This is a genomic window from Cardiobacterium sp. Marseille-Q4385 (genome assembly GCF_916618745.1).
In the GTDB taxonomy this organism is placed as follows: Bacteria; Pseudomonadota; Gammaproteobacteria; order Cardiobacteriales; family Cardiobacteriaceae; genus Cardiobacterium.
Genome location: NZ_OU745373.1, coordinates 1,866,802 through 1,888,110 on the forward strand (window position 1 = coordinate 1,866,802; position 21,309 = coordinate 1,888,110).

At 57.0% G+C, this 21,309-nt stretch carries 18 protein-coding genes; 12 read left to right on the top strand and 6 right to left on the bottom strand.

Annotation, left to right across the window (positions count from 1 at the left end):
- Window positions 1-5 precede the first annotated feature (5 nt).
- Entirely contained in the window at window positions 6-1,622 is a 1,617-nt protein-coding gene (locus LG374_RS09020) for an ABC transporter ATP-binding protein (protein WP_225757381.1), read from the top strand.
- Window positions 1,623-1,674: 52 nt separating this feature from the next.
- Here LG374_RS09020 and LG374_RS09025 read toward each other — a convergent pair whose 3' ends face one another.
- On the bottom strand, window positions 1,675-2,736 hold the full coding sequence (locus LG374_RS09025) for a 4-oxalomesaconate tautomerase (protein WP_225757382.1): 1,062 nt from the start codon (window positions 2,734-2,736) through the stop codon (window positions 1,675-1,677).
- 164 nt (window positions 2,737-2,900) lie between these two features.
- On the opposite strand from LG374_RS09025, the gene LG374_RS09030 reads away from it, so the two are divergent.
- The 6 genes from LG374_RS09030 to menA all read left to right on the top strand — a co-directional run bounded on the left by LG374_RS09030 (window position 2,901) and on the right by menA (window position 8,619).
- Window positions 2,901-3,416, top strand: coding sequence for a hypothetical protein (locus tag LG374_RS09030; protein ID WP_225757383.1), 516 nt, complete (start codon window positions 2,901-2,903; stop codon window positions 3,414-3,416).
- Between the two features lie 604 nt (window positions 3,417-4,020).
- Entirely contained in the window at window positions 4,021-4,377 is a 357-nt protein-coding gene (locus tag LG374_RS09035) for a hypothetical protein (RefSeq protein ID WP_225757384.1), read from the top strand.
- A gap of 768 nt (window positions 4,378-5,145) precedes the next feature.
- Entirely contained in the window at window positions 5,146-5,910 is a 765-nt protein-coding gene (locus LG374_RS09040) for a DUF815 domain-containing protein (RefSeq protein ID WP_225757385.1), read from the top strand.
- Window positions 5,907-7,238 (top strand): MATE family efflux transporter, encoded by a 1,332-nt coding sequence (locus tag LG374_RS09045; RefSeq protein ID WP_225757386.1) that lies wholly within the window; start codon window positions 5,907-5,909, stop codon window positions 7,236-7,238. Before LG374_RS09040 ends, LG374_RS09045 begins: the two co-directional genes overlap by 4 nt.
- Before the next feature lie 3 nt (window positions 7,239-7,241).
- Window positions 7,242-7,715 carry a tRNA (cytidine(34)-2'-O)-methyltransferase gene (locus LG374_RS09050; RefSeq protein WP_225757387.1) on the top strand — a complete coding sequence of 158 codons (474 nt, stop codon included), beginning with the start codon at window positions 7,242-7,244 and terminating at the stop codon, window positions 7,713-7,715.
- A 16-nt stretch (window positions 7,716-7,731) separates the two neighbouring features.
- Window positions 7,732-8,619, top strand: a complete 888-nt coding sequence (menA, locus tag LG374_RS09055; protein ID WP_225757388.1) for a 1,4-dihydroxy-2-naphthoate octaprenyltransferase — start codon at window positions 7,732-7,734, stop codon at window positions 8,617-8,619.
- A gap of 287 nt (window positions 8,620-8,906) precedes the next feature.
- Here the strand turns inward: menA and LG374_RS09060 are convergent, their stop codons facing one another.
- The 3 genes from LG374_RS09060 to gdhA form a co-directional block, all read right to left on the bottom strand.
- The gene (locus LG374_RS09060; RefSeq protein ID WP_370639325.1) at window positions 8,907-9,437 is read right to left on the bottom strand and encodes an IS630 family transposase; all 531 of its coding nucleotides are present in this window, start codon (window positions 9,435-9,437) and stop codon (window positions 8,907-8,909) included.
- A complete protein-coding gene (locus tag LG374_RS09065; protein WP_225757389.1) occupies window positions 9,431-9,739 on the bottom strand; it encodes an IS630 transposase-related protein in 309 nt (102 codons plus the stop codon). The genes LG374_RS09060 and LG374_RS09065 overlap by 7 nt, the downstream gene beginning before the upstream one ends.
- Before the next feature lie 170 nt (window positions 9,740-9,909).
- Window positions 9,910-11,247 (bottom strand): NADP-specific glutamate dehydrogenase, encoded by a 1,338-nt coding sequence (gdhA, locus tag LG374_RS09070; RefSeq protein WP_225757390.1) that lies wholly within the window; start codon window positions 11,245-11,247, stop codon window positions 9,910-9,912.
- 274 nt (window positions 11,248-11,521) lie between these two features.
- Between gdhA and LG374_RS09075 the strand changes: the two genes are divergently transcribed.
- Genes LG374_RS09075 through LG374_RS09090 form a run of 4 tightly spaced genes read left to right on the top strand, consistent with a single transcriptional unit; the run spans window position 11,522 to window position 14,435 of the window.
- On the top strand, window positions 11,522-11,794 hold the full coding sequence (locus LG374_RS09075; protein ID WP_225757391.1) for an ACT domain-containing protein: 273 nt from the start codon (window positions 11,522-11,524) through the stop codon (window positions 11,792-11,794).
- Between the two features lie 31 nt (window positions 11,795-11,825).
- On the top strand, window positions 11,826-12,425 hold the full coding sequence (locus LG374_RS09080; RefSeq protein ID WP_225757392.1) for a hypothetical protein: 600 nt from the start codon (window positions 11,826-11,828) through the stop codon (window positions 12,423-12,425).
- Window positions 12,422-13,018: a hypothetical protein gene (locus LG374_RS09085; protein ID WP_225757393.1), complete on the top strand. Its 597-nt coding sequence runs from the start codon at window positions 12,422-12,424 to the stop codon at window positions 13,016-13,018. The genes LG374_RS09080 and LG374_RS09085 overlap by 4 nt, the downstream gene beginning before the upstream one ends.
- A 58-nt stretch (window positions 13,019-13,076) precedes the next feature.
- On the top strand, window positions 13,077-14,435 hold the full coding sequence (locus tag LG374_RS09090) for a PFL family protein (protein ID WP_225757394.1): 1,359 nt from the start codon (window positions 13,077-13,079) through the stop codon (window positions 14,433-14,435).
- Between the two features lie 307 nt (window positions 14,436-14,742).
- Here LG374_RS09090 and LG374_RS09095 read toward each other — a convergent pair whose 3' ends face one another.
- The gene (locus tag LG374_RS09095; protein WP_225757395.1) at window positions 14,743-16,065 is read right to left on the bottom strand and encodes an MFS transporter; all 1,323 of its coding nucleotides are present in this window, start codon (window positions 16,063-16,065) and stop codon (window positions 14,743-14,745) included.
- 247 nt (window positions 16,066-16,312) lie between these two features.
- Here LG374_RS09095 and truB point away from each other — a divergent pair, with 247 nt between their 5' ends.
- Window positions 16,313-17,218, top strand: coding sequence for a tRNA pseudouridine(55) synthase TruB (gene truB / locus LG374_RS09100; RefSeq protein ID WP_225757396.1), 906 nt, complete (start codon window positions 16,313-16,315; stop codon window positions 17,216-17,218).
- Between the two features lie 103 nt (window positions 17,219-17,321).
- On the opposite strand, the gene LG374_RS09105 is transcribed toward truB, so the two are convergent.
- A complete protein-coding gene (locus LG374_RS09105; protein ID WP_225757397.1) occupies window positions 17,322-21,296 on the bottom strand; it encodes a glycosyl hydrolase in 3,975 nt (1,324 codons plus the stop codon).
- Window positions 21,297-21,309 lie beyond the last annotated feature (13 nt).

The window sequence follows — 21,309 nt, forward strand, 5'->3', positions numbered from 1 at the left end:
TAGCCATGAATAACCCTGCCAATCCCCTCTTGCTGCGGATCACCGATCTCGACGTCAGCTTCCACATCAACGACGATACCGTCCACGCCGTGCGCGGCGTCAGCCTCGACCTGCACAAAGGCGAAACGCTGGCGCTGGTCGGCGAATCCGGTTCGGGCAAATCCGTGACCGCGATGAGCATCGTCCGCCTGCATCCGCCGCATATCACCGCCTATGGCAGCAACTCGCGCATCGAATTCGACGGCGTCTCCGTGCTTGATGCCGACGAAAAGACCCTGCGCCGCCTACGGGGCAACCGCATCGGCATGATTTTCCAGGAGCCGATGACCTCGCTGAACCCGTACATGCGCATCGGCGAACAGCTTGGCGAAGCGATCAGCGCGCACCACCCTGAAACTGCCGCCGCTGACATCCACACCCGCTGCAAAACCCTGCTCGAACGCGTCGGCATCAACGACGTCGAACGCCGCCTGCAACAATACCCGCACGAATTTTCCGGCGGACAGTTGCAGCGCATCATGATCGCGATGGCGCTGATCAACGAACCCGACCTGCTTATCGCCGACGAGCCGACCACTGCGCTGGATGTCACCATCCAGGCGGAAATCCTTGACCTCCTGCACGACCTGCAACGGCAGATGGGCATGGCCATCATCTTCATCACCCACGACCTCGGCCTCGCCCACCACTACGCGGAAAACGTCTGCGTCATGCGTCTTGGGGAAATCGTCGAACAGGGCAGCATCAAGCAGGTCTTCGCCGCGCCGCAGCACGCCTACACCATCGAACTCATCAACGCCAAGCCGGAAGGCATGAAAACGCCGGTCGCGGCAGATGCACCGCTCCTGCTCTCCGCCAAAAACGTGCACGTCGAATTCGTCACCGAACGCAGCTTCTTCGGCAAACCGCGCAAAACCTTCCACGCGGTGAAAGGCATCGATCTCGACCTGCACCGGGGGCAGACCGTCGGCATCGTCGGTGAATCCGGTTCGGGCAAAAGCACCTTCGGCAAAGCGCTCCTGCACATGCTGCCGTACCGGGGCGACATCCGCTTTGAAACGCATGACCTCGGCAACGTCGGCGGCAAAGACCTGCAAAAACTCAAGGCGGATATGCAAATCGTCTTCCAGGATCCCTACGGCTCTCTCTCGCCGCGCCTGACCATCGGCGAAATCATCGGCGAAGGCCTGCTTGTGCACCAGCCGCAGCTCAGCAGCAAACAGCGGCAGGAAAAAGTGGCGGCGATGCTGGAAGAAGTCTCGCTGTCGCCGGCGATGATCAACCGCTACCCGCACGAATTTTCCGGTGGGCAGCGGCAGCGCATCGCCATCGCCCGCGCCGTCATCCTTGAACCCAAATTCATCCTCCTTGACGAACCGACCTCGGCGCTCGACCGCTCGATACAAGTGAAAGTCGTCGAACTCCTGCGCGACCTGCAACAAAAATACCGCCTCTCCTACGTCTTCATCAGCCACGACCTCTCGGTGGTGCGCGCCATGAGCGACGACGTCCTCGTGATGAAACAGGGCGAAGTGGTCGAACGCGGTAGCGCCGAACAAATCTTCAACGCGCCGCAGACAGAATATGCGCAGCGTCTGATGCGCGCGGCGTTTGAACTGTAAAACAGAAGCCGTATAACGAAAAAGCCGCCCGCAGGCGGCTTTTTTTATGACATCATTCCGCCTCGTAATAGGCAAAGCCGGTCATCAGCGGCTTGGCGGTGCGCACCAGCGCGGCGCGGGTGAAGCGGTAACTGTCACCATCCGGCTCGCAGACCATGTCCACACTGATAAAACCGGAGGGATGCTCGATGGTGACGACGCTGCCGCTCGCGCGGTAACAATCATGGGCGACAGTGCCGGGAATATTCGCCGCCGCTGCGACGCAAATGGCGCCGGTAACGGCATGGGCGGCGTGGCACTTATCCGGCACAAAATAGCGCGACGTGATGCTGCCTGCGCCGCGCGGTGCGGAGAGCACGCCCATTTTCGGCACGACGCTACCGCGCACATCGCCCAGCCCCATCAACTCGCCCGCTTGTAACCGCATCGCTTCCATACGCGCAATCAGCCCGCCTTGCGCGTCCAGCTCGGCCTTGCTTTCATCGCCGCGCAGGCCGAGTTCGGCGGCGCTGAACAGCACCATCGGCATGGCGACGTCGATGCAGGTCACGTTCAGACCATCGATGCAGTCGCGCTTGTGGCCAGTCGGGAAAATTTTGCCCGTCTTCGCGCCTTCAATCTGGCTGAAATTGAGCCGCACCGGCGAACCGCTGCCGGCCACACCGGAAATCACCGTGTCGCCGTCATATTTCAGCACCCCGTTCGGCGTTTCGGCGGAGACCTCGATGATGCTGTCGGTATTGACGTTATAAACCTTGACCGTCGTCACGCCGTCTTCCAGGGCAATCAGGCCGCATTCGCTGGCGTAGCAGATGATGCCGGAGAGAATATTGCCGCAGGAAGGGCGGGTGTCGATAGTCTTCTGCTCGATGCCCGCCTGGGCAAAGAGATAATCGAGATCGATGCCGGGGCGCGCCGATTTACTGATGATGCCGATCTTGCTGGTGAGGCTGGTCGCGCCGCCGAGGCCGTTGATTTGCGAAGCCTCGCCGGAACCCATGATGGCGAGCAGCACGCGGTCGCGTGCGGTGGGGTCAGCAGGCAGATCGTCCTGGCGGAAATAGACACCTTTGGAAGTGCCGCCGCGAATAATCATGCAGGGGATTTTTTTCATATATGCCTCTCGGTGGGTGGGGAAGCGGTATTTTCGTATAAAAATGCCCCGGCGTGGCAGCATCACTCGCTGGCGGAAAAACAGAAAATGGCGGACGAATCCCTTACAATCCGCGCCGTCTTGCCGAAAGACAAATTCCCTTTTCCTTTACTTTGGAGCCCTTTATGAAAACCCTGATGAAAAACACCCTCGCCGCCGTCATGCTTGCCGGTCTGGCTGTGAGCGCGTCCGCGCAGAACTTTGCCGGAAAAACCTCGCAAGAACTCGGGCAGAAAATCGCTAACGAAGTCATGATGGAAATCATGACCGAAGTGCAGAAAGCCGGCGATAAACAGCCTTCCCAAGAAGAAATCGGCAAAATGCTGGGCAAAAAAATGGCCGACAAAATGCGTGCCAACCTCGCTGAATTGAAAAAAGGCGCGACGGAAGACTGCACGAACCTCTACGGCCAGGACAAAGCCAGTAACTGTGCCTGCGTGACCGACAAAACCGATTACGAAGGCATGTTCGTCCTCATCGAAAAACAAATGGCTAATCCGCAAACCGAGATGACCGCCGAAATGACCGCGCAGGAAAAGAAAAACGAAGAAGCCTACAAAGCCTGCGACCTTGATATCGCCGTGATGAAAAAAGCATCTGAAGCGATGGCTCAAGAAGCTGCTAAAGCGATGGCGAAATAATCCCCCGCTGCAAATAACAAGAAACCCCGCTGCGGCGGGGTTTCTTGTATGCGGCGTGTAAAAATGGCCTCATCAAACGGCATAAAGACTGGATGCACGTAGGCGAGCCTTGGCTCACCGGGCAGGCGCAACCCGCTTCATCATCTTTCGTCAGGACGACTGGCCGCCAAGCGAGATGACTATGCGGCTTTTTCCATGCCTATCCTGCTCAGTGCTGTTAAATCTCCCGAACACGCGCATATCGCGCCCTGCCCGACAATCGGCGTTGAGCAGAGAGAATCCGGGGTTTTCCTTGTCTGACCGTCGTCGCAAAATGCCAGATAACCCCGTCCGCTGATGGCGATGGGATATAGTTGAATAGATAAAAAAGCGTAACAAGGCGCGTCGCCGCAGACAGTACAGGTAGTACGGCGGGTTCCCATAAAAATCGCGTAGCGATTTTTATGGGGCCCGGTCAGGCGACGCAACGCCGTTACGATTTTTTAGATGTTTAACTATATGACCCGTACGATGGCATGACTTGACCATTTCCTTCATCCTCTCCTACCATGCGCGCCCCCGCCTTCGGGCGGTGTTTTCATCAAAAAATACAAGGAACACCAATATGACCGATACCTGCACCCTGCCACATCACGCCGACCATGCGCATCAGCACGGCGCAAACTGCGGCCACACCGCCATTAAACATGATGGCCACGTTGATTACTTGCACGACGGCCATCTGCACCACCCGCACGAAGGGCATGTGGATGAACACCGCATTGCCGTTAGCGCGGTCAATCCTGATGTCTGCACCCCGGATCACCACTGCAACGGCCATGAAGCAGGCCACGTTCACGGCCCCGGCTGCGGTCACGAAGCCGTGCCACATGGCGACCACGTCGATTATCTTGTGGACGGCCATCTGCACCATCCGCACGATGGCCATTGTGATAACCACGGCCCGATTGAACTCGCTTGAATCGTAGGGAAATAAGGAAGACGGCAACCGCCGTCTTTTTTTATCCGCGACGGAAGGTGGCGGATTCCCGTCAAGCGGGACAAACACTGGCTTTGCTACCAAACGGACATAGGTATCTACCCATCTCGGTAGTTGAAAAGATATCTGAAAAAACAAAGGGAAATCCCTGCCCGCTTGCGGGACTGGAACAGCTCGCGTAGCGAGAAAGGGGTAGGGGTGAGGGCGTTCGTCCGCAGGACGAATCTCGTCAAGCGGGACAGATAGACATTTTTTGCCCTCCTCCGTCGCTTCGCGACACCTCCTCCCGCAAGCGGGAGGAGGGATTATCCACTGTTTTTAAAAAGTTTTTCTCTTGTTGCGAGATGGGTAGATACTTATGGCCAAGTGAGATAAATGCTGGGTTCGCGCCAAGTGGATAAACGCTGGGCTCGTGGCGAACCGCCAAGCGGGATAAATGCTGGGTTAGTGACGGTCGCCAAGGGGAGAAATCCTGGTTTTTATTCCCCCCTTCCGGCCTGCGGCCACCTTCCCCCACAAGCGGAGGAAGGGATTTTTTCGTGCAATGTTCGAACTTGGGCGCACGCCAAGCCGGATAAATACTGGGTTAGTGGACAGCCGCCAAACGGGATAAACACTTGTCTTGCCGCCAAGCGGGATAAATCCTGGGCTGGCAGGGCAGGGCGGTTGTTCTCGCTATCTCACCCAGCCGCAGCCTTCCCCCGCTGATGCGGTATGATTCGCGCCTTTCGTTCCCACCTTCTTATCACTATGTCCGTTTCCCATCCCGTCGCTGCCCGTCTGCTCGATATTTTTGCCGCTGGCGATATGTTTGTCCGTATGCGCTATCAGGGTGAGGCGCATGTGGTGCCGGCTGCCCTGCGCGGCGATGTCGCCCTTGATGACCTGCTCGGTATCGAGACGCAGAAGGCGGCGTTTCTCGCCAATATCGAGCGTTTTCTCAGCGGCGCGCCGTATCAGCACACGCTGCTCTGGGGCGCGCGCGGCACGGGGAAGTCGTCGCTGGTGCGTGCCGCGCTGCGCTTTTTCCGCCCGCGCGGGCTGAAGTGTTTGCAGGTCGCCTGCGATGATTTGCCGGATTTGCCGTTTTTGTTGTGGACGCTGGCGCAGGCGCCCTCACCGTTTGTGGTCTTTATTGATGATTTGTCCTTCGGCGCGGATGACGGCAGTTATCGTGCGCTGAAAGCGGTGCTGGATGGCGCGCTTGGCGGCGTCGCGGCGAATGTGCTGATTTGTCTGACGTCGAACCGTCGTCATTTGCTTGCCGAGTTTCACCGCGATGACCGCGCCCTGCACCCGCAGGAGGATGTGGAGGAGCAGGTGTCGCTGGCGGAACGCTTCGGGCTGCGTCTGGCCTTTCATCCGCTCGATCAGGTACAGTTTCTGGTGACGGTTGCGCACTGGCTGGGGCGCGATTTGTCGCCGGACGAACGCCAGCGTGCGTTGCAGTTTGCCCTCGCCCAGGGCTCGCGCAGTGCCCGCGTCGCCGCGCAGTGCGCACAGGCGCTGTTGTGAAGGCGGTTTTTGCCGAAGGCGGCTTGTGGCGGCATTTGCTGTCAATGACCGCCGCGCGCAGTGTCGGCATCATGGCGACGTTTGTTGTCGATTTTGTTGATGTGCTGTTCATCAGCCGCCTGGGCGATACCAGACTGGTGGCGGCAGTCGGCTTTTCCGCCGCCGCGCTCTTTTTTATCCGCGCGATTGCGATAGCCCTCGGCATTGCCACCACGGCGCTGGTCGCGCAGGCCGTTGGCAGTGGCAACGAGCAGCGCGCGGCGCGTTATGCCTTTAATCTGTCGCTGTTGTCGTTTGTGCTGATGGCGACGATTGCCGCCACAGTGTGGCTGGGGCGGGGCACGGTGCTGTCCTGGGTCGGGGCGTCGGGCGAGACGCTACACTTTGCCAGCGGTTATCTCGGCATCGTCCTGATCGGTCTGCCGCTCCTGGCACTCGGCAACTGCGGCACGGCGACGCTGTTCGCTCTCGGCAGCGCGCGGCTCGCCATGCTGGTCAGCCTGAGTGCGACGCTGACGCAGGCGGCGCTTGACCCTGTCTTCATCTTCGTCCTGGGCTGGGGACTGCACGGGGCAGCGCTTGCGGCGGTGTGTGCGCAGGCGGTGATGGCGGCGGTCGCCTGGTACTGCCTGCTCTGCCGCTACCGCTTGCGCGCGCCGCTAGCGCCACATCTGCTCGCTGCCGATATTCCCGCCATTACCGCCATTGCCTTTCCGGCGATGCTGACCAACCTCACCAGCCCTATCGCTACCGCTTATGCCGCGCGCAGCATGGCGCAGTTCGGCGACGCCGCCGCTTCCGCCTTCGCCGTCATCATGCGCCTGGTGCCGCTTGGCTTTGCCCTGCTGTTCTCGCTGTCTGCCGCTGTCGCGCCAATTGTCGGCCAGAACGCGGGGGCAGCCCGCTTCGACCGCGTGCGCGAGACCTTATATAACGCGCTCGTCTTCAATTTCGCCGTGACCGCCACCGTCTGCCTGCTGCTCTTCGCCGCGCGCGACATTTTGCCGGGCTGGTTCACCCTCAGCGGCGAAGCGGCGGCGCTGCTGTGCTACTTTTGCAGCGGCATTGCCCTGCTCTACGGCTGCAAGGGCATGATTTTCTTCATGAATGCCGCGTACAACAACCTGGGCCGCCCGTTTTACGCCACCGCCGCCAACCTCGCCTGCCTCACCTGCGGCTCCCTGCCGCTGATTAGCCTCGGCGGCCACTACTTCGGCGCGCGCGGCGTCATCAGTGGACAGATGGCCGAAGCGGTGCTGGTCGCGCCCGTCTGCTGGCTTATCGTCCTGCGCCTCACCGCCCGCTGTGCCGCCGTCCAACCCCGCTAAACCATGCCACACATCGCCCTCTACCAACCGCAAATCGCGCCGAACACCGGCAACATCATCCGCCTCTGCGCCAACACCGGCGCCACCCTGCACCTTATCCACCCGCTCGGCTTTGTCTGGGACGACCGCCGCCTGCGCCGCGCCGGCCTCGATTACGCCGAATACGCCCACATCCGCCACCACGACGACTGGGCCGCCTTTTGCGCCGCGACCGCCGGGCAAACCCTGTGGGCGCTCACCACCAAAGGCAGGCGCGGCCTCTACAACGCCCGCTTCGGCGCGGACGACATCCTCCTCTTTGGCAGCGAAACAGCGGGCTTGCCGGAAAACGTTCACGCCGCGCTTGATCCCGCACAAAAACTGCGCCTGCCCATGCAGGAAACCTCGCGCAGCCTCAACCTCTCAAACACCGTCGCGATTGTGCTTTACGAGGCGATAAGGCAGAATCTGCCCGCCGATACCGCTACAAATTTATAAAACGCAAGAAAATCACATGAGCCCACTAATCCAACTGGCCCGCCCGCGCACCCTGCCGCTCGCCTTCGCCGTCATCTGCTGCGGCAACGCGCTCGCCTACCACGATGGCAGCTGGCATCCCCTCGTCTTCATCCTCGCGTTGCTGACCGCCCTCTCCCTGCAAATCCTCTCCAACATCGCCAACGATTACGGCGACGGCATACGCGGCACCGACCGTGCCCGTCCCGCCAGCGCCCCGCTCCGTCTCACTGCCAACGGCAGCGTCAGCCCCGCTTACATGCGCCGCCTGCTCGTTGTCTGCACCCTCGCCAGCCTCGCTCTCGGTATTACGCTACTCAGCGTCAGCGCGCTTGACTGGCGCGGTTTCCTTGTCTTTCTCGGCCTCGGCGCGCTTGCCATCACCGCCGCCATCACCTACACCGTTGGCCGCTGCGCCTACGGTTACCACGCCCTCGGCGAAATCAGCGTCTTCACCTTCTTCGGCCTGCTTGGCGTCCTCGGCAGCTACTACCTGCAAAGCGGCGGCTGGCACCCGACCCTGCTCCTGCCCGCCGCCGGCAGCGGTCTGCTCGCCGCCGCCGTGCTTAACATCAACAACATCCGCGACATCACCAGCGACCGCGCCGCCGACAAACAGACCCTTGCCGTCAAACTCGGCTTCGAGCGCGCCAAACAGTTCCAATACATCCTGTTAAGCGCGGCCAGCTGCTGCTACCTCATTTACGCCCTGCTTAACCAGGCCTACACCAGCCTGCTATGGCTGCTGCTCCTGCCACTCGTGAGCACACACGCCCGCGCCCTGCACCGCGCCGCCGACCAGATGAGCGCCGGCTGTGAACTGAAACGCATCGTCGGCTGCGCCTGCGGGGTAAACCTGCTGTTCAGCCTGGGGCTGTGCTTATAAAAGTCCGCTTACTACCTGCCAAGCGGCCATAGGTATCTATACTTCTCGCAGCGAGAAAAATCCCTTTAGGAAACAGAGGACAATCCCTCCTCCCGCCTGCGGGAGGAGGTGTCGCGAAGCGACGGAGGAGGGCAAAAAAATGCCTGTCTGTCCCGCTCGATAAGGTTTGTCCTACGGACGAATGCCCTCACTTTGTCCCTATCCCGCAAGCGAGCGTGGGGTTTTCCTTTGTTTTCTCGGCTATTTTTGCGACTGCTGAGATAGGTAGATATCTATGGCTAATATACTTAATTATTCACACATATATTAAATAATAGGTCAATATTATTTAATCGAAGTTTATTGCGAATAGATTTAATCCATGCCCATTTATGCTCGATTGGGTTTAAGTTAGGGCTATAAGGTGGAAGCCATAATATCCTATGCCCATTCTTCTTTAATAAATCAGCTATCTCGCTGCTTTTATGAAAAGCTGCATTATCCATCACAACTACACTGTTTTTTGGCAGTTCAGGTAACAAGGTTTGCTCCACCCACGCCTTAAAAATATCAGTATTAATGCTATGCTCGAACAAGCCAACAGCAAATAGCTTGTTCTCATATACCGCACCTATAGCATTAACTTGATTTTTACCATGCCAATCATGCTCAGCGTAACAACGCTGTCCTCTAAGTGAATAACCATATCGCCTGATCCAGTCTTTGCGGAAGCCACTCTCGTCAATATATACCAAAGGTAGTTTGCGCTTACGGAAGCAGGTCTGAAAACGTTGGAACCAATTCCGTTTAATCGGACAAGCCTTGGGGTGTTTCAGTATCGTCTTTTTTTACTAAATTTATTGCGTAGCATAGCCTTTCTGATAGCAGCGGGTGTGCATTTGAATCGTTTGGCACGTTCGCTTAGATAATCTGTTGGATACATCTCAATATCAGCCAGGAGTTCTTCTGTGCGGATCTTTTTCGGTGGTCGTTTTTGTGGTGTTTTGGCTTTTTCAGGATGTTTCTTCCAATTTTGAATGGTTGTGAAATGGATCCCAAATAGTGCAGCAGTAGTTCGAACCGATAATCCACGACTTAATGTTTCCAGGACTTTTTTACGAAAGTCGAGAGAGTAGGCCATAATCATTCTCCTGTATGAAAAAATAAGCATCTTAGCTATATGGTCAAGCGGCGTAAACACTGACCCCGTCAAGCGACACCGTTACCGGGCCTATCAAGGAGAAGAGACCGTCCACAAAAAAACCGCCTGTACGATGCAGGCGGTTTTTTGCAAGCGTTGCGCGCCGGGATTTACACAATCCCCTGCGCCAGCATCGCATCGGCTACTTTCTTGAAACCGGCGATATTCGCGCCGTTCACATAGTTGGTGTAGTTGCCTTCCGTGCCGTTCGCCAGGCAGTTTTCGTGAATGTTCGCCATGATGTCGAAGAGGCGTTTGTCCACTTCTTCACGCGGCCATGACAAGCGGATGTGGTTCTGGCTCATTTCCAGTCCTGAGGTGGCGACCCCGCCCGCGTTCGAGGCCTTGCCCGGCGCGTAGAGGATTTTTGCCTGACGGAAGGCTTCGACCGCTTCCAGGGTGGAGGGCATGTTCGCCCCTTCGGCAACGCAGAACACGCCGTTTTTCAGCAAGGTAGCGGCGTCGTTGCCATCCAGCTCGTTTTGCGTTGCGCACGGCAGGGCGATATCGCAGGCGACGCCCCAAGGCCGTTGCCCGGCGAAATAGGCCAGCCCCTGCTCTTTGGCGTACACCGCGAGACGTTCGCGCCGCCCTTCTTTTAATTCCATCAGCGCGACGAGTTGTGCCTCGCTCATGCCGCTATCGGCAAACTGCACAAAGCCGCCGGAATCAGAAACCGTCAGCACCTTCGCGCCGACCTGAATGGCCTTCTCGCAGGCGTATTGCGCGACGTTGCCCGCGCCGGAAACCAGCACGCGCTTGCCTTCAATGCTGTGCCCCTTCGTGCGCAGCATGGACTGCACGAAATAGATGAGGCCATAACCCGTCGCTTCCGGACGGATCAGACTGCCGCCCCAGGAAAGCCCCTTGCCGGTGAGGACAGAGGTGAACTCGTTGTGCAGCCGCTTGTACTGACCGAAAAGATAGCCGATTTCGCGCCCGCCGACGCCGATGTCGCCTGCCGGCACGTCGGTATCCGCGCCGATGTGGCGGTAGAGCTCGCTCATGAAAGCCTGGCAGAAACGCATCACCTCAGCATCGGATTTGCCTTTCGGATCGAAATCCGCGCCGCCCTTGCCACCACCCATCGGCAACGTGGTCAGCGCGTTCTTGAACGTCTGCTCAAAGGCGAGGAATTTCAGCAGGCCCAAATCCACGGTCGGGTGGAAGCGCAGTCCGCCCTTATAGGGGCCGATGGCGGATGACATCTGCACGCGGTAGCCCCGGTTGACCTGCACCTGCCCTTTGTCATCGACCCAAGAGACGCGGAACATGATGACGCGCTCCGGCTCGACGATGCGTTCCAGCAGACCGTTTCTGGTGTACTGCGGATGCTTGGCGAGAAACGGTTGCAGGCTCATGAAAACCTCTTCCACCGCTTGATGGAAGGGCGCTTGATTCGGATCGCGCTGTTTGATGGATTGAAAAAGCGCAGATAAATCGCTCATTGGTGTTTCCTCTATATGTTATGGATGGGAAGCGCTGAATCTACACCTATTGCAACGCATCGTAAAATATTTCTTTTATTGTTATTTTTCACAGACTTTTCCACGATATAAACCAGGCTGTAACGGGATATGAACATCATCAGGTAAAGACCCAACCGCCATAACATTTCGGTTTGACAGGATGCAGTAGAGGCGATACATTCCACTTCCCGATTTTATGCCTTCCTTCATGCAAGAAGGGGATAAAACCATTCACCGTTTAATGGGGGAAACTATGAGCCATTCCGTTATCTCCGTCGTCGGCAAAGACCGTATCGGTATTGTGTACGACGTATCCAAAATCCTGACTGAAAACCGCATCAGCATTATCAATATCAGCCAGCAACTGATGGGCGAATTCTTTACCATGATTATTCTGGTTGATACCGCGCAATGCCCGAAATCGCGGCAGGAAATGCTCGACATCTTCGCACAGGCCAGCCAGGCACTTGCGCTGGACATCCGCATGCAGAATGAGGAGCTGTTCAACGCCATGCACCGGATTTGATTTTCAAGCTTCTTAAAACAGTAAAATAGTCATGAACAAAATCACGTTATTAATCACCATTTTCTTGCTTTCAGCTTGTACTACCCCCGTATCAGAACAGCAGGATTGCACAGGGTTAACTGCCCTGAATGTCTTGCAGTTCAACAAAGAAAGCCATTTATTTATGAAGCATGATGCCAAATTCTATCGGCGATACGGTATGGAAACTGCTTCAATGCCAACAACAATATTGGTACAGGCATGTCAAAATATACACGATGGCAGTAAAAATATTGTGATGTATAGCAACTTATGGGGCAGAGTTATCTATTGTACCCAATCTGTTTCCGATAGTCTGAAAACGTATGACGCATTTCTACATTGGGCAAAGCAGCCAGCAACAGACCGACAGAAAACCTTGCCTCAAATAAATCAGCAACTTTCAGCTACTCAATGCACGGATTCCACCGCACCGAAATCTGACGCTCCGTGGTATGCGGATATTGAGTGGTCAACACAAGAACCACTGCTGATTTCGAATGCTAGAAATCCCAGTTTGCATGGAATGTTCAGCAATCAAACTGTCGCTTTTACAGCGGACGAAATCGAACATCTGCGTAACCAAATTTTCAAGTATGGAGAACAGAAATGAAGTATGACCAAACCCTTATTATTAGTTTTCTGTGTCTACATCTAGGTGCTTGTGTAGAGGGCGGAGGATATATGGCCTCGCGTATATTCAATAAAAATTCAACGCTTACCTTTCCATCTTTTCAAGACACCCAACTTTCAGAGGATGGTAATGCATTGCTAAAACAATATCTTGGAGATTATCAGGTCAAAAAATCCTGGGGTAATATTGTGGATAACACACAGTTAGTTAAGATCAGATTTGATAATAATAAAGTTAGCCTGTCCGTTTACCCGGAAAATTGGACAGTCCCTCATTACAAGATGGAATTTGAGACCTGTGATATTGTAAAAAAATTGAGCAAATATCACCGACTGCAAAAAGTCAACCAACATTTGGAATGCTACGGAAGAGCCTCAGATGGCTTGATTACTTCAATGGAGCTCGGCAGGCCTACAGCAGATAGCACGGGATTTTCTCCCAATCTTGAATTTCTTACGTCTATATTGATAGACGGCAGGCAAGTTCCTATCAACCAATTCGATTATGTGTTGTCTTATCTAACATGGATAGATGCACCTGAACCGTTGCTGGGGTTGGAAAAAATCCGATAACCCCTGTTTTCAGGCTGCCTTAACTCGATTTTTCACACCCATCCCCACAATAATTCCCATGACGCAAATTCATTCCACCGAAATCCTCGAAACCATCCGCATGGTGTCCGAGCAAAACTTTGATGTGCGCACCATCACCATCGGCATTGACCTGCACGACTGCATCTCGCCCGACATCGATACGCTCAACCGCAACATCTACAACAAAATCACCCGTATCGGCAAAGATCTGGTCGCGACTGCTACGGCACTCTCCGCCAAATACGGGGTGCCCATCGTCAACCAGCGCATTGCCGTCACACCGATCGCGCAAATCGCTGCCGCGACCGGGGCGGACAGCTATGTGAGCGTGGCAGAGACGCTGGACAAAGCCGCCAAAGCCATCGGCGTCTCCTTCATCGGTGGCTTCTCCGCCCTGGTGCACAAAGGCCTCTCACCTGCCGATTGCGTCCTGATCGCCAGCATCCCGGAAGCGATGCGCACGACCGACATCGTCTGCGCCTCGATCAACATCGGCAGCACCCGCGCCGGCATCAATATGGACGCGGTCAAGCTCGCAGCGGACACCATCAAGCACACTGCCGCCATCACCCCAGAAGGCTTCGGCTGCGCCAAAATCGTCGTCTTCTGCAACGCCGTCGAGGACAACCCCTTCATGGCGGGCGCCTTCCACGGCGCGGGCGAAGCGGACGCCGTCATCAACGTCGGCGTCTCCGGCCCAGGTGTAGTGCAAGCGGCGCTGCAACACTGCGACGGCAAGAACCTCACTGAAATCGCCGAAGTCGTCAAAAAAACCGCCTTCAAAATTACCCGCGTCGGCGAACTCATCGGCCAGGAAGCGGCGCGACTCCTCGGCATCCCCTTCGGCATCCTCGACCTCTCGCTTGCGCCCACCCCGGCCGTCGGCGACAGCGTTGCCCGCATTCTCGAAGCGATGGGCCTCAGCGTCTGCGGTACGCACGGCACCACCGCCGCCCTTGCCCTGCTGAACGACGCGGTGAAAAAAGGCGGGATGATGGCCTCATCCGCCGTTGGCGGCCTGAGCGGCGCCTTCATCCCCGTCTCCGAAGACGAAGGCATGATTGCTGCCGCTGCCAGCGGCGTCCTCACCCTGGACAAACTCGAAGCGATGACGGCAGTGTGCTCCGTTGGTCTCGACATGGTTGCCGTGCCGGGCGACACCCCGGCGGCGACCATTGCGGGCATCATCGCCGACGAAGCCGCCATCGGCATGATCAACAGCAAAACCACCGCCGTGCGCATCATCCCCGTACCGGGCAAAGGCGTGGGCGAACGCGTCGAATTCGGCGGCCTACTCGGCTACGCGCCGATTATGCCGGTCAAGACGGGCTCGTGTGCGGACTTCATCGCGCGCGGTGGCCGCATCCCCGCATCGGTACAGTCGATGAAAAACTGATGGAAATCATCCTCTTCGTCGGTGAGTAGGCGGATATAGTCGAATAAATAAAAAAAGCAGCACAAGGTGCGTTACCGCAGGCGGTACGGGCAGTACGGCGGGTTCCCATAAAAATAGCGTAGCGATTTTTTTATGGGGCCCGGTCAGGCGGTGCAACGCCTAGATGTTTAACTATAAAGAAACCGCTGCCCGTGCAGCGGTTTCTTTATGTGCCAAGCGTGATAAACACCGGTTTCCCGGGCGCCCGTCAAGCGGAATAAGCACCGGCTTTGCAGCGATTACCAAAAATGATGCAAGCAGCGGCAACCTACCCCGCGCTGATTTCTTCCAGCGTCCGCCCTTTGGTTTCCTCGCCGAGGACGACAATCACCACGACCACCGCCGCCAGCACAAGGGCAAACATCACAAAAATCCGCGCGAAGCCCGCGCTGCTGCCGCTCATCCCCGCCACCACCAGCGGCGCGATAATGCCGCCGATACGGCCAATTGCACCGGCCCACCCCGCGCCGAAAGCACGGCAACGCACCGGATAGAGTTCCGGCGTATAGGTATAGAGCACCCCCCAGGCACCGAGGTTAAAGAAGGACATCAGACTGCCCCAGAGCATGATGTCGTTCGTGCTCGTGCTGTGTCCGAAGCAGTAGGCGCAGAGCGCGCAGGCGCCGAGAAAACCGGCCAGAGTCGCCTTGCGCCCAATGATTTCCACCAGCACGGCGGCGGCGAAGTAGCCGGGCAGTTGCGCAAGAATCATCACCAGCACATAGCGGAAAGTTTTCACCACGACAAAGCCTTGTTCCGCCAGCAGTTTGGGCAGCCAGGTAAAAATACCGTAGTAAGAAAAAACAATGCCGAACCAGATCAGCCACAGCATCAGCGTGCGTCTGGCAAACGGCGCCTGCCACAGCTCAATAAGGCGGTTACGCGTTTTCGCTGGGGCGGACGGGGCGATTGCGGTCGCGGTAGGTGTTAGCCCCGCCTGGCTTTCGAGGCGGCAGAGCAGGGTGTGCGCTTCATCCAGACGGTTCGCCGCCAGCAAATAAGCCACGGATTCAGGCAGGCGTTTCCACACGGCGAAAGCATAGAACAGCGGCACGGCGCCAGCGAAGAAAGCGCTACGCCAGCCGTAGTGCGGGATGAGGTAGTAGGAAACAAGGGCAGCGGCGAGCCAGCCCAATCCCCAAAAACTTTCCAGCAGGACGATGAAACGGCCACGCAGGCGGGGCGGTGCATATTCGCTCACCAGCGACACCGCAACCGGCAATTGCCCGCCGAGGCCGAAGCCGACCCAGAAGCGGCAGATAAGCAAAAACGGCAGATTGGGCGCCAGCGCGCAAAGACCGGTAGCAGCGCCATAGAGCACCATGGTGACAGCGAAAACATTGCGGCGGCCGAAGCGGTCAGCCGCCCAGCCACTCAATACCGCACCAAGCGCCATGCCGATGAAGCCGACGCTGACAATCCAGCCGGATTGCTGCGCGTCAAGCTGCCATTCACTTGCCAGGGTAACGAGGACAAAGGACACCATGCCGGTATCCATCGCATCGAACAGCCAACCCAGACCAATGAGACCGAGCAGGCGGAAATGGAAGCGGGATAGTGGCAAGGCGTGCAGCCGGCTAAGAATATCCATGAGGAACTCCTTGGGTTTAGTGTGTTTTTACTGATAAGGTGCATAAATTATAACGCAGGCTGAATATTGCTGATGCTGCATGAGAACGTGGCGGTGAATGACAGGGTGGCAGTGGCCCTGTGGCCGGTAAGCGGGAAGATGTTTTTGCCATCCGTTGGTGGCGGAATTTGACCCGAACGAAGATAGACTATCCCGGACGGTAACCATACCGCTTGATGACTCATCCCAACCACAACAACGACAATCTATGGCACGTAAAAAAATCCACGGCGTCCTCCTGCTCGACAAACCCGTCGGCATCAGCAGCAACAGCGCCCTGCAACAAGTCCGCTGGCTTTACCAGGCCGAAAAAGCCGGGCACGGCGGCACCCTCGACCCCTTCGCCAGCGGTCTCTTGCCTGTCCTCTTCGGTGAAGCGGCTAAATTTGGCCGCTACTACCTTGACGGCGACAAAACCTACGAAGCTACCCTTGCCTTCGGTTACGAGACGGACAGCGGCGATCTTACCGGCACGCCTACCCGCCATGCGCCTGTGCCCAATCTTGACTGCGTGGACTGGGCTGCCCTTTGCGCCTGCTTCAGCGGCGCGCAACAACAAACTCCGCCCGCTTACTCCGCGCTGAAAATCGGCGGCGAACGCGCTTACGATCTCGCCCGACGCGGCGAAACCCCAGAACTCGCCGCCCGCCCCATCACCATCCACGAACTGCACTATCTCGGCCCCGATCTCGCCGTGGCGGATAGCGCCCGTTTTCGCGTGCGGTGCAGCAAAGGCACCTACATTCGCAGCCTGCTGCAAGACCTCGCTGCTGCCCTGGATAGCGCTGGGCACACCGCCGCGCTGCGCCGCCTTGCTGTCGCCCAGCACCACGACATGACCCCGCTCGCCACCCTGCGCGATTGGCAGGAAAACGGCGACGAGGCCGCCATGCAGCGCATCCTGCTTCCGCTGGATACTTGCACCGCCCACTTGCCGCGTCTCGACATCCCCGCTGCCAAACAGCGCTTCATCCGTAACGGCAACGACATCGCCTGCGCCAACGCCGGCGGCGAATACGCCCTCTATGCCGACGGCACCTTCATCGGCGTCGGCCTCGGCAAAGACGACCGCATCTATCCCGTGCGTCTCTGTGCCCTACTGCCCATAGGGTAAGTGGCTCGCGGCCAGACGGGATAAAACCCGGTTTGGGAGACAGCAGGCAGCGGTACATAAAAAATCCGACGCCGGGGCGTCGGATTTTGATTTGCTGATGGCATCACATGAGCTGAATATGGTTTTGTTCCAGTTCGCTATTGATGCCGAAGCGGGCGATGCTCACCGCTGCGCTGCTACTATCCGCATCATAGGCGGGTTCGCCTGTCGCCTGGTCGTAAATAAGGCGCTCGTTGGCGTCTTTCGCTTCCGCCTCTTGCACCATGTGTTCCGCACTCGGGTTGTTTTTTAGCAGTTCGCTAAAAGTGTTGTGTTCAAGCTGGATGTGGTTGCCTGTGCCGGCATTAAAGTCGAGCAGGGTATCGAGTGTGCCGTCAAACGGGCTGTGGAAGAGAGAGGGGTCTGCATTTGTGCCGTCGTAATGCTGGGTGGCAGATGCGTTATCGGTATGCCCGGCCGCACTGAGATCCAGGTTGAGGGTTTGTTCGTGTGGGGCGATAGTTCCGAGGTTAACACCTTCACCGCTTGGGTTATATTCACCGTCGCTATTATGGGGTAAGAGTGTGGGGAAAGCGGGCGTCGTGTCTATGACTTGGACTGGATGGGTGAGGTCGCCATTTTCCGGATTTGCAGCGGCTGAGAAGTAAGTGACTGCTCCGGTAGCATTGCTGAGAACGACTTCTTCATGCCCCGCGTTATCGTAGTAATACGCCTGCACGCTGATGACTTTGCCAACATCGGCGGCGGTGATGGTATAGCTGCTACTATTTGCGCCCTCAATGGCCTTGCCGTCTGCCATCCAGGTGTACTGGATAATCTCAGGCATGCCATCGGCATCGCTGACGGTGGTGGTCAGGGTTTCACCGATTGCCGCCCTGCCGTGCAGGGTAACCTGTCCCGGATGGTTCTCGCCGCCATCATTGCCGCTGTCCACGACGGCTGTCGGCGGGCTGATGACGCTTTCTACTTTGCCGGTGTTGTCGGTGTAGGTGATGCGCACCGTGATGCTTTTGCCACTGTTCTCCGGCGTAATCGCATAGTTTGCGCCTGTTGCGCCGGGGATTTCTTTTCCTGCGACCATCCATTGGTAGCTGATATTGCCTTGCACACCGTCGTTATCGTGGATGGCTGCCTGCAAGACTGCACCCGTCGCCGCTGTGCCGCTGATGGCGGCAATGCCGCCGTGATTGGCCGTGCCGGTGATATTGGCGGTCGGGGTCAGGTGGATGTCATCGGCGATGATACGGGCATCTTCGGTATAGAGGCCGATGCTGCCGCCGGTGTAGGGTCTTTCGTCATCGGTAAAGGTGGTGATGACTTTGCCGTTGATGCTGATTTCTACGGTATTGCCGTGTTTGCTGATGACAAAATCCTTGGCCTCCGCTAATGGCCAACTCTCGCTACCGGTTGCCATAAAACGCTGGCCGCCTTTGTAAGCAGGGTCGCGTTTGCCCAGTTCCCAGCCATTGGCACGGGGGACGAAGTAGTAATAGTGGTCGTTGTCGGTGTAATTCCACACCAGCCAGGCGGTTTCCCACGCATGGGGAGGGGCGTTTTGGCGCAGTTGTTCAGGAGTAGCGATGGTGCCGCTGTAGGTGAAGGTATCACCCGTCTGTACGGTGCTAACCACCATGCTGGAAGAGGTGTCTGTCTCGCCGCTGCGTACCATGGGCCCTATTTGCAAGGCCTGGTTACCGCCGCCGTTGTCGATGATTTCAACTTTTCCATAACCGGCATGTGCCACTTTCCAGTCGCCAAAGGTTTCTTGATCGCTATAGGTGCTGTGCAGCTTGTGCGAAGAAAAATCGTCATATAGCAGGTAGCCGCTGTTTCCCACTTTTGTGCTTGGCGCACTGACGGGGGTTTCGGTTACGCCATGCGCATCGGTGTATACCGCCTGCACGGTGATGCTTTTGCCCTGCTGGGCTTTGCCGAGGGTAAGGGTATTGCCGGATACGCCTTCAATGCGGACGTTATCGGCGTACCAGATGTAAAACACATTATCGTGCGCGAAGTTATCGCCGTCGGTAACGTGGGCCGTGAGGGCCTCACCCACTTTGGCCTCACCGCTGATGCTGACATGGCCGACGTGATTATCCGGCAGGCTGTGTTCAGCGACGGTTTTCAGGCTGAGGTCGTCGGCGATGATACGGGCATTGCTGGCTTGCAGGCCGACTTTGCCGCCGATGAAGGGGTTTTGGCTGTCTTCAAAGGTCACGATTTCCTGACCGTTAATCAGCACCCGCATTTTTCCGCCGTTCTGGATGACGGTGAAGTGTTTGTCCGCGCCTGGGGCAAAGCTGGGCTCGCTGCCGGTCGCCAGGTAGCGGACGCCGTCGGGGGCAGTGGCATCGCGTTTGCCCAGCTCCCAGCCATTGGCTTTCGGGATGAAGTAGTAATAGTTATCTACGTCCCGGTAGCCCCACACTGCTCTTGCCGTTTCCCAGGCTTGGGCATTATTGCCGCCCAGCTGTGTGCCGGTGCTGAGAGTGCCGCTGTATTCGAAATTCGCGCCTGCTTCCGGGCCGGTGATAAGCGCCGACACGTTCTTGTCAGAGGTGATTTCCAGCGCTTTGTTGCCGTTACCCCGGTCAATGATTTTCGCGTGGCCGCTGTGGTATGCGTTCTCCCAGCCGCTGTTAGTGTCAGCCGTATAGTCTGAGCCGATGGCACGGTTAGAGAAATCTTCGTGCATGATGTAGTGGCTGTCGGCATCCACGATGGTGGTTTGTACTTCGCCACGACCGATATCAGCCCCCTGCACTTTACTGATTTTGACGGTGTAATTTTCATTACCTTCCGCTTTACCGTCTTTGAGGGCATCAATGGTGAAATCTGCGCCACTCTCGCCTTTGCGGATGGTGACTTGCTGAGTGCTGATATTGAGGTCAGCGCTGTCGCTTGAGCCGTGTTCGATGGTTACGGTGACGGTCACATCTTCGTTGGCGGGATTGGCAAGTGTCAGACGGTTGGCGAAGTTTTTGAAATCCGCTTCCATTTCGTGCCCCGGCCACGGCGTGTAGGACTGGAATTTGCCATCATCCGTGTTATCGCCCCAGTTGGCCCAGGTCATCATGTAGGTAAATTTTGCCGCTTCAGGATTGGCCTGGATGGCATCAAGGAATTGGCTGAAAAAGTGGATATTCTGGTTACCGCTGCGCTGAATAACGCGGTCGTTATTCAGGCCAAATTCGGTGAGCGCGGAGACTTTGCCATGTTCGGCAGCCAGCTGGTTGACCATGACAAGGTCGCGCACAGTATCCTGCATCCAGTCTGCATCGGGCTGATCGTTATCGCTCTGGTAAGCATCGTAGCCCATGATGTCCACATATTTGTCGCCGGGATAAGTGGCAAGGTAATTTTCCTTGCTGCCGTCAAGCGGGTAGTTAGGCGAATAAGCAAAAAGCAGGTTATCCACGCCTTTGGTTTCGGTCAGATAGTCGTGGACGTATTGCCACAGCGCCTTGAAATCATCTGCGCTCATGTGACCTTTGCCCCACCAGAACCAGTCGCCGGTGTTTTCATGCAGCGGGCGGAAGATGATGGGGATTTTGCTGCCGTCGCCACGTACCGAGTTATTGGCTGCCGTCGCAACGGTATCAAGCCAGTCAGTGATTTTGTGGTTCAGGTCGCCACCCGGCAACAGGCGATCAACGGCAACGCTGCTATCAATATCAAAGGCTTCGCCATCGCTAACCGGATTGTGCAAATGCGAGGAAAGGGTCACAACAGAGCCGAGAGAATCCGCTTCGATAAAGGCTTTGGCAAATGCCTTGCCGGTCGCATCCGGGCTGCCGTCGGTTTCTACCGGCGGTTCGTCGGTATCAAAGCCGAATACGGCAGGGTATTTGCCTGTCATGGCATGTACATCTGATCTATGCCCGTGGCTGTCTGCACTGCTGATACCCTCATCAATGGCATGCTGCTGGCCAAATAGGATGCCCTTGCCTTGCAAGTCGGAGAGAGCTTTCAGCAAGGCCGCGCTGCTATTGGCCTTACCGATGGGCGAGAGATCCAGCTCAACGTGATAACGCGCCGCATCACCTTCATGTACCTGTTTGGCACCGCTAAGGTGCACTTTTGTGGTATTG